This window comes from Blautia sp. MSK.20.85 (assembly GCF_013317245.1).
In the GTDB taxonomy this organism is placed as follows: domain Bacteria; phylum Bacillota; class Clostridia; order Lachnospirales; family Lachnospiraceae; genus Blautia_A.
Genome location: NZ_JAAIUN010000013.1, coordinates 40294 through 54511, shown reverse-complemented (window position 1 = coordinate 54511; position 14218 = coordinate 40294). Strand labels below are relative to the sequence as shown.

The 14218-nt window shown below is 45.5% G+C and carries 11 protein-coding genes; 10 read left to right on the top strand and 1 reads right to left on the bottom strand.

Translation table 11 applies throughout. The features are described 5' to 3' along the window. Nucleotides 1-63 precede the first annotated feature (63 nt). From G5B12_RS09180 to G5B12_RS09160, 5 genes are all read left to right on the top strand, one after another. A complete protein-coding gene (locus G5B12_RS09180) occupies nt 64-1569 on the top strand; it encodes a spore germination protein (RefSeq protein WP_174088083.1) in 1506 nt (501 codons plus the stop codon). After that, nucleotides 1566-3251, top strand: a complete 1686-nt coding sequence (locus G5B12_RS09175) for a GerAB/ArcD/ProY family transporter (RefSeq protein ID WP_021976978.1) — start codon at nt 1566-1568, stop codon at nt 3249-3251. The genes G5B12_RS09180 and G5B12_RS09175 overlap by 4 nt, the downstream gene beginning before the upstream one ends. A 106-nt stretch (nt 3252-3357) precedes the next feature. Beyond that, on the top strand, nt 3358-3603 hold the full coding sequence (locus tag G5B12_RS09170; RefSeq protein WP_021976979.1) for a hypothetical protein: 246 nt from the start codon (nt 3358-3360) through the stop codon (nt 3601-3603). Nucleotides 3604-3662: 59 nt separating this feature from the next. After that, nucleotides 3663-4484, top strand: coding sequence for a glutamate racemase (gene murI, locus G5B12_RS09165; protein WP_021976980.1), 822 nt, complete (start codon nt 3663-3665; stop codon nt 4482-4484). A 9-nt stretch (nt 4485-4493) separates the two neighbouring features. Next, the gene (locus G5B12_RS09160; RefSeq protein ID WP_021976981.1) at nt 4494-4940 is read left to right on the top strand and encodes a DUF1934 domain-containing protein; all 447 of its coding nucleotides are present in this window, start codon (nt 4494-4496) and stop codon (nt 4938-4940) included. A 61-nt stretch (nt 4941-5001) separates the two neighbouring features. Here G5B12_RS09160 and G5B12_RS09155 read toward each other — a convergent pair whose 3' ends face one another. Further along, on the bottom strand, nt 5002-5442 hold the full coding sequence (locus G5B12_RS09155) for a type IV pilin (protein WP_021976982.1): 441 nt from the start codon (nt 5440-5442) through the stop codon (nt 5002-5004). Between the two features lie 242 nt (nt 5443-5684). Between G5B12_RS09155 and G5B12_RS09150 the strand changes: the two genes are divergently transcribed. The 5 genes from G5B12_RS09150 to glgB all read left to right on the top strand — a co-directional run bounded on the left by G5B12_RS09150 (nt 5685) and on the right by glgB (nt 14012). Next, entirely contained in the window at nt 5685-7196 is a 1512-nt protein-coding gene (locus G5B12_RS09150; protein ID WP_021976983.1) for a polysaccharide deacetylase family protein, read from the top strand. Nucleotides 7197-7247: 51 nt separating this feature from the next. Beyond that, the gene (locus G5B12_RS09145; RefSeq protein WP_021976984.1) at nt 7248-8774 is read left to right on the top strand and encodes a polysaccharide deacetylase family protein; all 1527 of its coding nucleotides are present in this window, start codon (nt 7248-7250) and stop codon (nt 8772-8774) included. Between the two features lie 100 nt (nt 8775-8874). Beyond that, nucleotides 8875-10203, top strand: coding sequence for a trigger factor (gene tig, locus G5B12_RS09140; RefSeq protein ID WP_021976985.1), 1329 nt, complete (start codon nt 8875-8877; stop codon nt 10201-10203). A gap of 268 nt (nt 10204-10471) precedes the next feature. Then, nucleotides 10472-11914 (top strand): polysaccharide deacetylase family protein, encoded by a 1443-nt coding sequence (locus tag G5B12_RS09135; RefSeq protein WP_244096074.1) that lies wholly within the window; start codon nt 10472-10474, stop codon nt 11912-11914. A 211-nt stretch (nt 11915-12125) separates the two neighbouring features. Continuing rightward, complete coding sequence (glgB, locus tag G5B12_RS09130; RefSeq protein ID WP_021976987.1) at nt 12126-14012, top strand: 1,4-alpha-glucan branching protein GlgB; 1887 nt, start codon at nt 12126-12128, stop codon at nt 14010-14012. Nucleotides 14013-14218 lie beyond the last annotated feature (206 nt).

Genomic DNA, 14218 nt, shown 5'->3' with positions numbered 1-14218 from the left:
TCCGGGGATATTAAGAGAGATGCCACTGGCATCTCTTTTTTATTGGAAAAGGATGGTGAAGCTGTGGAAGAAAAAAAGATTTCAGTATCTCTCCATGAAAATGAATCTTATATCCGGAAGCGCTGTGAAAACTGCGATGATATTCTGATCCGGCCCATGCGCCTGGGAGAGGGTCATAAAGTGGACTGTCTGATGGTTTATATTGAAGTGGCAGTTTCCAACATGATGCTGGACGATTCTGCCATTGGAAAGATGATCAATCATTTCTGGGAAATTCCGGAAGAAAAGATCCGGGAATTTATTCGGAGAAACAGTCTCGGAATTGCGGATGTGGAAGAACTTTTTTCCATGGAAGAAGTCTTCGGGGCGGTTCTTTCCGGAAATGCGGTTTTCTTTATGGACGGTTATGACAGGGCCATGAAGATATCCAGCAAAGGCTATCCGGGGCTGGATGTATCAGAAGCGGAAACGGAAAAAGTGCTGCGGGGTTCCAAAGAAGGCTTCTGCGACAGCGTAAAAACCAATGCGGCCCTTGTACGGAAGCGGATCCGGGATACCCGCCTTAAAGTGGAACAGCAAAATATCGGGGTGCGTTCCAACACGGTGGTGCAGCTTCTGTATGTGGAAGATCTGGTGCACGAAGAACTTCTGATTGCGGTGAAGGAACGGCTGGAATCTTTTACTGTGGATGGAATCCTGGACAGCGGAATGCTGGAGCAGCTGACAGAAGAAGCCTGGTATTCGCCTTTTCCACAGTTTCAGACAACCGAACGTCCGGACCGGGCGGCACAGGAACTTCTCAATGGAAAAGCCGTGCTGCTCTGTGACAATTCACCGGTGGCACTGGTGATTCCAGGTGCGTTTAACAGCTTTATGGAAAGCAGCGAGGACTGGTATAACCGTTTTGAAATGACTTCATTCCTGCGTGTGCTGCGATATCTGGCCATGGCTGTGGCAACGTTGCTTCCGGGACTTTATCTGGCTGTGATACGGTTTCACACCCAGATCCTTCCGGCCAATCTGATCCTTTCTTTTGCACAGGCAAGGGAAGGAGTGCCGTTTTCCAGCGTGGTGGAGCTGGTGTTTCTGGAGCTGTCTTTTGAGCTGATCCGGGAGGCGGGCGTACGGATTCCCGGAACTCTTGGAAATGCCATCGGGATTGTTGGAGGCCTGATTATTGGACAGGCAGCTGTGGAGGCTAATCTGGTAAGCCCCGTGGTGGTAATTATTGTGGCATTAACGGCGCTTGGATCTCTGGCGATCCCCAATGAGGAATTTGCGTCTGCGTTCCGGCTTCTGAAGTATGGATTTCTTTTTCTGGGAGGATATCTTGGCATCTTCGGAATTGTGCTGGGACTGTATCTGACGGCGGCACATCTGGCAGGACTTTTAAGCTTTGGTGTCCCATATCTGGTACCCTTTGTAGAAAAAAACGGCCAGGCGGAAACAGGAGGAAGAATTTTGCGCCAGCCATTCCGGAAACGGAAATTCCGGCCGTTGTATGCAAAAGATGACCAGAAGCGCAGACTGCGGACAAAGCCATGGAGACAGAAAGGAAAAGGATTATGAGATTTGCAGAAAATAACAGGATTTCCCACAGACAGCTTTTCCGGCAGATCATACTTGTGTTTCCGGCGCCTTTTCTTCTGTGCCTTTTTAAAAACGGAGAAATGCTGGGAGTGAATGCTATGGCAGGGACGATCCTGGCGGCGGTGCTTCTTTCATTTTATGTGATCTGGCTGATCCGTCTTGCTCCTGCTTATGGAGAACTTTCCAGAATGACAGGAAATATTACTGTACGGTTTATTGGACTGTCCTTTCTTTTATATGTAATCTTAAGTGCGGCTTTTCTGGCGGATCTTCTTGCAAAAGTAATTCCACAGAGTCTGATCAGCGGGATTTCCGGGAAATGGCTGTCTCTGCTTGCTGTGGCAGCATGCAGTCTGGGAACGCACCGGGGAATGCAGAGAAGAGGAAGGATTGCGGAAATTTCCGGAGGGATTTTTCTGGCAGGGATTCTCCTTCTTATGATTTTGAGTGCAGGACAGGGAAAAGCGGAATATTTTCTGGAAACCGTGGAGGGTACCGGTAGCAGGTTTTCCGGGAAATGGATGATCCGGGATGTGTATGCATTTCTCTGTGTTTTTTCCGGAGTGGGGCTTCTGCCTTTTGGGCTTGAAAAAGTAGAAAAACAGGGAAGTGCCAGAAAGCCGGTGATCCTGGCCTTTCTTACCGTGTGTGGAATTGTCCTTGGTATGCAGGTTCTGCTTCCTGCTGTATTTGGAAAAAACAGGCTTCTGGCGGAAACATATCCGGTGCTGCCTCTTCTGGACGGGGCAGATCTTCCGGGAAATGTGCTGGCAAGATTTGATGTGATATGGATGGGATTTCTGGTGTTCGGGCTTCTTTTTTCTCTGGGAAGTCTTTTTCATTACGGGAATCAGATTGCGGAAAAAACAAAGCTTGGAAGTGGACGGTACTGGATTCCGGCAGCAGGGTGGATCCTTTCGCTCTACGAAAGAAACGGCGCCGGGATAGAAAAGTATTATGGATGGTATCTGGCATATATTTTTGTGCCGCTGCTTCTTGTGATCCAGATTTTTCTCAGTGTGGAAAATAAAGGCCGCTGGAAGAAAAAAGCGTTGTCTGTGAGCCTGTTTTTCTTTGTAAGCCTTATGGGAACCGGGTGTGCGGCTGTGGAACCGGAAAAAAGGATGTATCCGCTGGCACTGGGGGCCGGCGTTTCGGAAGAAGGCTTTGTGCTGAAGTATGCCATGCCGGATATGAATGTGACCACCGGGCAGGAAAAGCCGGAAGAAGATCCGGTTTCCGTACTGACCCTTGCGGGCAGAAATTTTCAGGAAATCGAGGAAGTCTACAATCGTTCCCAGGAAAAATTTCTGGATCTGGGACACCTTCAGGTAGTGATTCTGGATGAGAGCATGCTGACAGAAGAAAACAGAAAGGCTTTTCTCGAATATCTGAAGCAGGAAGAACATGTAGGCGAAGATGTGTACATGTTCCGGACCGGAATGCTGGGAGAGGTTTTTCACTGGAAGGGAGCAGAGGAAAGTTCTGTGGGTGAATATCTTCAGGGAATCCAGGAGAACCGTACTACCGGGCAGCAGAAAAAAGGAGTGACTTTGAGAGAGGCATATCATCAGTTTTACCAGGACGGAACATTACCATGGATTCCTTCTGTATGGGTAAATGGGGATCTTCTGGAAGTGGATTATGGAAGTGCTGAATAAACAGGCGATAAACTGTCAATAATGCAGATATTCTTAAAAAGATGGCAGGTACCATCATCTTTGGACAGGATTATCAGAAAGAAGATTTTGGCAGGAGGTTTTACTCATGGAGCATATAAAGATAAAGAGTCGTATTCATATATTAAAAAGAACAGGATGGGCCATTCTGCTCGTGTCGATGATCCTTGCAGGCGGTATCAGAGCACAGGACACATTTTCTTCCCGGGATCCAAAGGTTTATGCCTGGTGGGGAACCATCTATCCGGAATTCTGTTTTGAAAAAGTGGAGGATAACGGGGAAAATAAGCCGGTGAAGATTTCCTTCTGGCTTGCGAAAGCGCTGGATTGGTGATACAATATTCCAACGAGTAATTATAGCGCTCGATTAATTATTTCAGGAGAATAAGATCAATGAATATAGACAGAAACGCACCGGTTGGTGTGTTTGATTCCGGTATCGGAGGATTGACGGTGGCCCGTGAGATCATGCGGAATCTGCCGTCCGAAAAAATTGTATATTTCGGAGATACAGCCCGGGTTCCATATGGAAGTAAGTCCAGAGAGACAGTTATCCGTTATTCCCGCCAGATCATTCATTTTCTGCAGGAACAGAAAGTAAAAGCCATTGTTGTAGCCTGTAACACAGCCAGTGCTTTTGCTCTGGATGCGGTAAAGGATGAACTGGATATCCCTATTCTCGGAGTGATCGAAGCCGGTGCTAAAGTGGCTGCTGAGGAGACCAGGAACAAGAGAGTAGGGATCATTGGCACAGTAGGTACGGTAGACAGCGGTATCCATGCTTCCTATCTCAGGGAGCTGGATCCGGAGATCACCGTGATCGGGAAAGCATGTCCGCTTTTTGTACCGCTGGTGGAAGAGGGATGGTATCATGATCCTGTCACAGAAGAGGTTGCAAGAAGATATCTGAAGGAACTTCAGGATCAGGAGATCGACACACTGATTCTTGGATGTACACATTACCCGCTTCTGCGATCTACGATCCGTAAGATCATGGGGGAGGATGTCCGGCTTGTGAATCCGGCCTATGAGACTGCACTGGAACTGAAGAAGCTTCTGGCAGATCTGGATCTAGCAAGTGATGAGGCGGCACAGGAGGAATTTCCGTATCGCTTCTATGTAAGTGATCTTGCCGAGAAATTTAAGGATTTTGCCAATTCCATCCTGTCATATAATGTAGAGAAAACACAGAAGATCGATATTGAGAAATATTAGGAGAAAAAAATGCAAAAAGAAGTTTTGATCCATGTAAGAGGGCTTCAGATGATGGACGCACAGGGAGACCAGGAGCCGATCGAGATCGTCGTAGCGGGACAGTATTATTTCCGCAATGGTTCTCATTATCTCAGATATGAGGAACTTCTCGATGAAACCGCTGAACCTACGATCAATTACATAAAAATGTCAGAGAAAGGTCTGGAAGTAAGTAAAAAGGGTCTGGTAAATGTCCATATGGTATTTGAGCAGGGTAAGAAGAATATGACTTATTATTCCACACCGTATGGAACACTTCAGATGGGAATTGCCGCCACAAACCTGGAGCTTATGGAGAGTGAAGAGAATCTTCAGATGAAAGCAGATTACGCGCTGGATATGAATGAGGAACATGTGGCAGACTGTTACCTGGCGATCCAGGTACAGCCCAGAGACTGTAAGGATTTTGTCTTATAAAAAATAACCGCCGTGTATCAGGGAAAATTCCTGAAACCACGGCGGTTGCTTTATATTCGGATTATTTACGGAATCTTGAGAGGAAACCTTTTTTCTTCTTCTGTGGTGTTTCAAGAGAACCACGGATTCCTTTTACGCCAACGATGTAAAGACCGCTGACTTCGGCTTTGATCTCTTTCTTAACCGGGATCAGATCGAATACTTTCTCATCTGCGATGAGGATGCTGATCTTCGGACCAACTTTAGCTTTTACGATCGGAAGTTTGGAGCGGCGCATAAGCTTCGGTGTCTGGTCAATGACCATCTGTGGAAGTCCGGAATCTTTCAGTGGCATCCGCTTTTTATCGATGATCAGCATGGAAACTGTCTGCTTGTTGGCCTGGATCTGAGCCTGCTGTTCGTCCTGTTTTTTCTGAGCTTTCTTTCCGAAGAAGTAGAGTGCGATTACTGCTGCGATCAGAATAACGAGGATGACCAGAAGAACAATGGTAACTGTACTCATTTGAGAATCCCCCTGTATGTATATTTGTTTCGCAATCGGTTACATTACGTACAAAACATTTTAGCATTGTTTTCTTAAAAAGGCAAGATAAAAGAAAAGCGAAAAAGACAGGAGGAACGGTGGAAATTTCAGTATTTACAAGGTATAATGAATGTGCTGCGGTTTACAATACAAACCGCAGGATAGATGGATATTCAGATACAGACAATGTATTTATACACAACAGATGGAGGAAATAAAGTATGGAAGAGAAAAAACACCGGAAACCCAGACCGGAAATGGGAACTCCGGAGTATGAGGAATGGCGTAAACGTATGCTGCAACGCCGCAGAGAGAGGCTGAAACGGGAACGCAGGAAACGGCTGATCGCCATAGGAGTGGCAGCGGTACTGATCGCAGGTGGAGTGTCGGCAGGCGCAATTGCTTTAAGCAACAGGTTTGCTTCCGGATCAGACAGGAAAGTGGTAACTTCTGATACGAAAAAAGAAAATAAAACGGAAACGGGAACAGACTCCGGCGAAGCAGTTTCTACAGAGGCTTCCGGTGATTCATCCGGTGATACAGTTTCCGGCGATACTCTGGCGCAGGCGGATCTTCTGGCTCAGCAGTATGATTATGATAAAGCCATTGATCTTCTGAAAAATGATCCTGCTTATGGCTCAGACCAGAAGATGCAGGCAGCTGTAAAAGAATACGAAGATACAAAAGCAACATGTACGGCATGGCCATTGGAACAGGTGACACATGTCTTTTATCATATTCTGATAAAAGATACATCCAAGGCTTTTGACGGAGATTATAAAGAAGCGGATTATAACCAGGTTATGACCACGATCGATGAGTTCAATAAGATCACTCAGACCATGTATGACAAGGGCTATGTCATGGTAAGCATTAAAGATATGGCAAAAGCAGATGAAAACGGCAATATCACAGCAGGAGAGATCCTTCTTCCGCCGGGGAAAACGCCGTTTGTCCTCTCACAGGATGACGTGTGTTATTATCATTACATGGATGGAGATGGATTTGCCACAAAACTGGTTGTGGATGAAGAAGGGAAGATCCGCAACGAATATGTGGAAGATGATGGAAGTGTGTCTGTAGGTGATTACGATATGGTTCCGCTGATCGACCGTTTTGTGGAGCAGCATCCGGATTTTTCCTACCGTGGTGCCAAGGGAATCGTGGCACTCACCGGATATAACGGAATCCTGGGATACCGTACAGATGAGAGTTATGAAACCCGCCCGGCAGATCTGGACGAAAATAAAGTACAATGGCTCGATGCACATCCGGATTTCAGCCTGGAAAAGGAACGGGAAGGGGCGAAGAAGGTTGCCGATGCCATGAAAGCAGAAGGCTGGGAATTTGCAAGCCATACCTGGGGACATCAGAATGTAGGTCAGATCTCTCTGGAGAAACTTCAGGAAGATACCGAAAAATTCAAAAAAAATGTAGATCCGCTGATCGGGGGAACGGATATCATTATTTTTGCTTTTGGAACAGATATAACAACAGAACCAGAGTATTCCGGTGATAAATTCGAATATCTGAAGGGACAGGGATACAATTATTTCTGTAATGTGGATTCCAGCCAGTATTATGTACAGATCCGGGACCGCTATTTCCGTCAGGGAAGACGAAACCTGGACGGATACCGGATGTATTATAATCCGGAACTTCTGGAAGATCTTTTTAACGCAAAAGATGTTTTTGACCCGGCAAGACCAACGCCGGTACCACCGATGGGATGATCGGATTTTGAAAGATACGAGGGGACTTAAAAGAAAGGGGCTAGTTATTTTATGAAGAAAAAAATTGCAGGGGTCCTGACAACAGTACTTGCAGCATCACTTTTTGTCAGTGGAAACGCACCAGTTACTGTTCAGCAGGATAATATGACCGCACAGTCGCAGGACAACGAGGATACGCAGTCAGATGAGGCAGATGCGGAAGATACACAGTCGGATGAGGCAGACGCAGAGGATACACAGACTGAAGTGGAGGAAGAAGAGGCTAAGGTAGCAGCAGATCCGGAAGACCAGCCGGCAGCAACCGAGACACCGGAAGAAGAGAAAGAGGCTGAAAAAGAAACACAGAAACGTGAGAAGTCAGAGGACACTTCCGGCAGTACTTCCTCCAATGAAAAGGCACTTCTCGCAAAGGCAAAGAAACTGGCTCAGCAGTATGATTATACAGGAGCGATTTCTGTTCTGAAGAACAACTGGAAATTTGCCACCAGTGATAAAATGCAGAAGGCAGCTGCTTCCTATATGAAAAAAAGAGATGCCTGTGTAGAGTATCCTCTTGAGCAGGTGACACATGTGTTTTTCCATTCCCTTATCGTAGACACCTCTCTGGCTTTTGACGGGGATTCTGATGAGGCAGGATATAATCAGATGATGACGACAGTCAGTGAGTTCAAAAAAATGATCCAGATTATGTATGATAAGGGATATGTTCTGGTAAGCCCTCACGACATGGCGGTAGTGAATGATGACGGAACCATGAGCAGAGGCAAGATCATGCTTCCGGAGGGCAAGATTCCTTTCGTACTTTCTGAAGATGATGTCAGCTATTATCATTACATGGATGGAGATGGATTTGCCACAAAACTGGTGATCGATGATAATGGAGACATTAAATGTGAATATAAAAAGGCTGACGGAACGGTTGTGACCGGCGATTACGATGTTGTGCCGATCCTGGATTCTTTTATTAAGGAACATCCTGATTTTTCCTACCATGGAAGAAAGGGGATCCTGGCAATGACCGGTTATGACGGAGTGCTGGGATACCGTACAGATGGTGCATATAAGTCAAAAAAGAACCTTCAGGACGACCAGAAAGCTTTTCTCAAGGCTAATCCGGATTTTGACTATAATAAAGAAGTAAAAGCAGCCAAAAAAGTGGCAAAAGCCATGAAAAAAGACGGCTGGGAATTTGCAAGCCATACCTGGGGCCACAGAAATGCAACTTCTTCTACTGCGGCCGAACTGAAAACAGATAACAAGAAATGGGAGAAATATGTAGCACCGATCCTTGGAAAAACCGACATGATCATTTTTGCCTTTGGCGCAGATATCGGCGACTGGGAAGGATATACCTCTGATAATGCCAAGTATGAATATTATAAGAGTCGTGGCTACCGCTATTTCTGCAATGTAGATTCCAGTCAGTATTTTGTGCAGATCACAAGTGAGTATTTCCGACAGGGAAGACGGAACCTGGATGGTTATCGTATGTATTATAATCCGGATATGCTCAGCGACCTGTTTGATGTATCTGAAGTCTGGGACGATTCCAGACCGACACCGGTTCCAGAAATGTAAGGAAATAGATTTTACAAAAGTATACAGAAAATGTTTATAATCTATTATGGTTAGAATATATGTGTATTTTCAGATGATTTTGATATGAAGGGAGTAAGATATGAAGAAAAAAACATATCTCGTTGTGCTTGCATTGTGTACAGCGCTGGCGATAACAGCCTGCGGCACATCTGCAGACAATAAAGGGGAAACAAAATCTACAGCAGAAACACAGGATACAGCCGATAAAACAGATTCAGCAGAATCAGGATCGGATTCAGATAAAAACAGCAAAGATACAGCCTCCGGAGATACAAGACTTGTTTCTGTGGATGATGTGAGCAAATATATAACGATCGGACAGTATAAAGGCCTGACACTTGATAATTCTGTAGAAGCTGTGACCGATGACATGGTTGATGGAAGGGTTCAGGAAGAACTTCAGAATAAGGCAGAGGAAGTAACAGAAGGTACGGTTCAGAACGGTGACATTGTTACGATCAATTACGTAGGAACCAAAGACGGAGTAGCTTTTGACGGAGGTACAGCCAACAATTATGAGCTGACGATCGGTTCCGGAACTTTTATTGATGGTTTTGAAGATGGAATCATCGGAATGAAAAAAGGCCAGACAAAAGATCTCGACCTTACATTTCCGGAAGAATATTCATCCGAAGAACTGGCAGGCCAGGAGGTTGTGTTTAAAGTTACATTGCAGAGCTTCAAACGTGCTCCCGAACTGACCGATGACTGGGCAGCCAAGAATACTGACTGTAAGACTGCGGAAGACTACAAAAAAGAAATCCGCAAGACACTGGAAGAAGAAGCAAAAACAAGCGCCCAGAATACTCTTCGTGAGACAGCATGGAACACAGTGCTCTCTGCTTCCGAAGTAAAAGAATACCCACAGGATGATCTGGATACGGCAAAAACAGAATTTAAGACTCTGTACGAAAATTATGCAAAACAGGGTGATATGACCCTGGAGGATTTTGTAAAGGCACAGGGCATTTCCATGGATGATTTTGAAGAGCAGAGCAGCCAGTATGCGGAATATAAGGTGAAACAGAACCTGATCGTGCAGGGAATCATGGATGCGGAAAATATGACACTTGAGGATGAAAAATCTCTTGGTATCCAGAACGAACTGATCAAATCATATAATGTAAAGGATATCGCGGCACTGGTAGATAAGTATGGCCAGGCAGCTGTGGATGAATCTATCGGACTGCTCCGTGTGGAGGACTTTATCATAGATAACGCAACCGTTGAAGAAAAAGTAACTGCCGGTGACACACAAGGTGTGGACGGAGATGATCCGTCTGTAGATGGAAGCAGTGCTGAGGGAACTGTTGACGAAGAGCTGGAAACGGCAGAAGCGACAGATATGGTTCCTGAGGAAGAACCGACAGAAGAGGCAGACAGCGCATCAGATGCATCAGCAGAATAACAAAAAATCACACGCATTATGTGATGCGTACAAAAAAGTGCGGGGCCCGGGAGAATTTCCGGGAACCGCTTTTTTGACAGTAACACATAAAAAGAAAATTAAGAGATTCTTTCGGGAATTACCATTGTATTTGAACATTAAATGCGGTATGATTAAGTTCAGACATTAAGGAAAGTTATAAATATATAGACGGGGATATAATCAAATGGACAAAAGAGTTTTGCGCGAGAGAATGCGCAGAAAGCAGCAGCAAATAAGACGGCGGCGGATGATGAAGCGGATAACCTGTGTGTTTGCGGCGATTCTTCTGCTGGTTTTTGTTGTTCGAGGAGTAATTTTACCAATCGTCAACCGTGTAGGCGGAGGAAGCAGTAAGGATACGGAGACTGTGAATGTACAGGCGAATACAGCAGGAACTTCCTCAGATGGAAGTACGGAGGATGCATCTGCATCGGCTGATTCGGCTACATCGGATTCATCCGGTGACAGCAGTACAGATGCTGTGGTGATGCCGATAAAGGGCAGTACAGCAGGAGACAGACTTTCTGTTATGACACCGGGATGGCATGAAGACTCCACAGGAAAGTGGTATCAGAATCCGGATGGTACATATTATATCAATGGTTTTGCCGAAATCGACGGAACTACATACAGTTTTGATGAGAATGGTTATATGCAGACAGGATGGGTTGAGAAAGGTGTGAAGGATTATTACTTTAATGAAGATGGTTCTTATGATCCTTCCAAGAAACGTCCGATGATCGCACTGACCTTTGATGATGGACCGGGAGAGTATACAGAGACTCTTCTTGATACAGTTGAGAAATATAATATTCATGTTACCTTCTTTATGCTGGGACAGAATGTTGAGGGACGGGAATCTACTGTACAGAGAATGTTACAGCTTGGATGTGAGATTGGTAACCATACTTGGGATCATCCGGAGCAGACTCTTCCGAATATGGATCTGGATTCTGTTGTACAGGAATTCCAGAAAACAGATGACGAGCTGGTGAAAGCCTGCGGACAGGCTGCAACCGTGTGCCGTGCACCGTATGGAGCAATCACAGAAGAACAGATGGCAGCAGTAGGCAAACCGTTTTTCATGTGGTCCACAGACTCCCTGGACTGGAAACTGATGGATGCGGATGCGGATTACAATGAGATCATGAACAGCGATCTGAGTGATGGTTCTATCATTCTGATGCATGATATCCATGAGCCATCTGTAAAATGTGCTACTGAGAAGTTGATTCCGGAACTGGTCAATGAGGGATATAAGCTGGTGACAGTCAGTGAACTTGCAGCAGCTAAAGATGTTACTTTACAGAGTGCTTCCTATTCTGACTTCTGGGACAGCTCCCTTCAGGCAGGACGTGTTGCAGGATATGCAGGAAATTCCAGTGATTCAACAGACAGCAGTGATTCTTCTGACGGAAGTATAACTTCTGATGACAGCGCTTCTGCAGACAGTACCTCCGCAGATAGTACAGACGTCAGTGATGGTTCCACAGACAGTACAGTCAGTGACGGATCGGACGGTTCTTCTGATGGAAGTGGTGATGGATCAGATGGTTCCACAGACGGAAGCAGTGACGGATCGGATGGTTCTTCCGACGGAAACTATGATGATGGAAGCTACGATGACGGAAGCTATGATGATGGCTCCTATGACGATGGTTCCTATGATGACGGAAGTGAAGAATACTAAAGAATAATACCAGGAGACCTGAGTGACAAAATGTGTGTCATTCAGGTCTCTTTTTTGACTTTATACGACACTGTCGGATAATAGACACATATTATATGGGAGGGTTTTTCCTTGACTGAAAATATGGGGATTGGTATAATTATAGAATAAAAAACTCCACTTAAAATTGGGGAATGGACGGTGGCAGAACTATAAAGGGAGGTACCTGAAAATGGGAAAGAAATTACAATTTACGGAGCTTGACCAGTATCTGTTCGGTCAGGGCACGAATTATGATATTTACAGGAAGCTGGGAGCACATCCGGACACGCAGAACCGGAAAAAAGGAGTTTATTTTGCAGTGTGGGCACCTAATGCACAGGCGGTTTCTGTTGTAGGTGAGTTCAATGAATGGGACACAAAGAAGAATCCCATGAAAAAAGTTGGACCCATTGGTGTTTATGAGACATTTGTACCGGGAGCGAAGATTGGACAACTGTATAAATTTTACATTACAGGTGCACATGGCGAGGAACTTTACAAGGCAGATCCCTATGCCAACGCTGCTGAGATGCGTCCTGGAACAGCCTCCCGTGTTACCGACATCACCAATTATAAATGGAAAGATGATACCTGGATGAAGAACCGTGAGGCCTTTGATCCGGATACAAGTGCCATGTCTATTTATGAGGTGCATCCGGGTTCATGGATGAAACATCCGCAGACTGCGGAAGACGAGGATGGTTTCTATTCCTACAGAGAGCTGGCCCCGAAGCTTGCCGGGTATGTCAAGAAAATGGGTTACACACATGTTGAGTTTATGGGCATCGCAGAGCATCCTTTTGACGGTTCCTGGGGTTATCAGGTTACCGGCTATTATGCACCGACCTCCCGTTACGGAACACCACAGGATTTCAAATATATGGTTGATTATCTCCATCGCCAGAAGATTGGTATTATCCTTGACTGGGTACCGGCGCACTTCCCGAAGGATGCACACGGACTTGCCAACTTTGACGGAACTGCAGTATACGAGCATGCAGATCCGAGACAGGGCGAGCATCCGGACTGGGGAACCAAGATCTACAATTACGGACGTCCGGAAGTAAAGAATTTCCTGATCGCCAATGCCCTTTACTGGGTAGAAGAATGCCACGTTGACGGTCTCCGTGTAGACGCGGTTGCATCCATGCTCTATCTGGATTACGGTAAAAAAGACGGTGAGTGGGTTGCCAATAAATACGGTGGAAACAAGAACCTGGAAGCCATTGAATTCTTCAAGCATCTGAATACGGTTGTTCTCGGAAGAAATCATGGAACTGTCATGATTGCGGAGGAATCTACCGCATGGCCGATGGTAACCGGCAAGGCAGAAGATGACGGCCTGGGATTCTCCCTGAAATGGAATATGGGATGGATGAACGATTTCCTGGAATATATGAAGCTGGATCCGTATTTCCGTAAATTTAATCATAATAAGATGACATTTTCCATGACTTATGCATACAGTGAGAAGTATGTTCTGGTTCTTTCCCACGATGAGGTAGTACATCTGAAGTGCTCCATGCTGGAAAAAATGCCAGGCGAACTGGATGATAAATTCAAGAACCTGAAGGCTGGCTATACCTTCATGTTCGGACATCCTGGTAAGAAACTTCTGTTTATGGGACAGGATTTTGGACAGCTCCGGGAGTGGAGTGAGGCCAGAGAGCTTGACTGGTATCTTCTTGGAGAGGAGAATCATCAGAAACTGCAGCAGTATGTCAGTGATCTTCTTCATATTTACAGGAAATATCCGGCACTTTATGGTGCGGACAATGATCCGTCTGCATTTGAGTGGATCAATGCCAACGATGGCGACAGAAGCATCTTTAGTTTTGTGAGAAAATCCCCCACAAGACGTAACAACATTCTGGTTGTATGCAACTTCACGCCGGTAGCACGTCCGGATTACCGTGTAGGTGTACCGAAGAAGAAACAGTACAAACTGATTATGAATGAGCAGGGACTTCTTCCGAAAGGCAAGGCATTCAAGGCAGAGAAGAAGAACTGCGACAACCGGGAATTTTCTTTTGCATATCCGCTGGAAGCTTATGGAGTCGGCGTATTTACATACTGATATTCCGGGTTGACAAATGTCTTTTTGGACAGTATAGTAAGCCATATAAAGGGGAGTAGCTGGCACGTCAGTGTTCATGATATCGTCAATCTCGATGGGTATCTACCTGTCCGTATCGTGATGAAACAGCGAGACTTTTATTGCATGTTTTTTGTGCAATAAAAGTCTCTTTTTTTACGATTCTGCCCATACTGTTAACAGGGATT

Coding starts and splice junctions, on each gene's coding strand:
- tig (WP_021976985.1), top strand. CDS start 8,875: ATGAAGAAAAAAACATATCTCGTTGTGCTTGCATTGTGTACAGCGCTG.
- G5B12_RS09175 (WP_021976978.1), top strand. CDS start 1,566: ATGAGATTTGCAGAAAATAACAGGATTTCCCACAGACAGCTTTTCCGG.
- G5B12_RS09135 (WP_244096074.1), top strand. CDS start 10,472: ATGATGAAGCGGATAACCTGTGTGTTTGCGGCGATTCTTCTGCTGGTT.
- glgB (WP_021976987.1), top strand. CDS start 12,126: ATGGGAAAGAAATTACAATTTACGGAGCTTGACCAGTATCTGTTCGGT.
- G5B12_RS09150 (WP_021976983.1), top strand. CDS start 5,685: ATGGAAGAGAAAAAACACCGGAAACCCAGACCGGAAATGGGAACTCCG.
- murI (WP_021976980.1), top strand. CDS start 3,663: ATGAATATAGACAGAAACGCACCGGTTGGTGTGTTTGATTCCGGTATC.
- G5B12_RS09160 (WP_021976981.1), top strand. CDS start 4,494: ATGCAAAAAGAAGTTTTGATCCATGTAAGAGGGCTTCAGATGATGGAC.
- G5B12_RS09170 (WP_021976979.1), top strand. CDS start 3,358: ATGGAGCATATAAAGATAAAGAGTCGTATTCATATATTAAAAAGAACA.
- G5B12_RS09155 (WP_021976982.1), bottom strand. CDS start 5,442: ATGAGTACAGTTACCATTGTTCTTCTGGTCATCCTCGTTATTCTGATC.
- G5B12_RS09145 (WP_021976984.1), top strand. CDS start 7,248: ATGAAGAAAAAAATTGCAGGGGTCCTGACAACAGTACTTGCAGCATCA.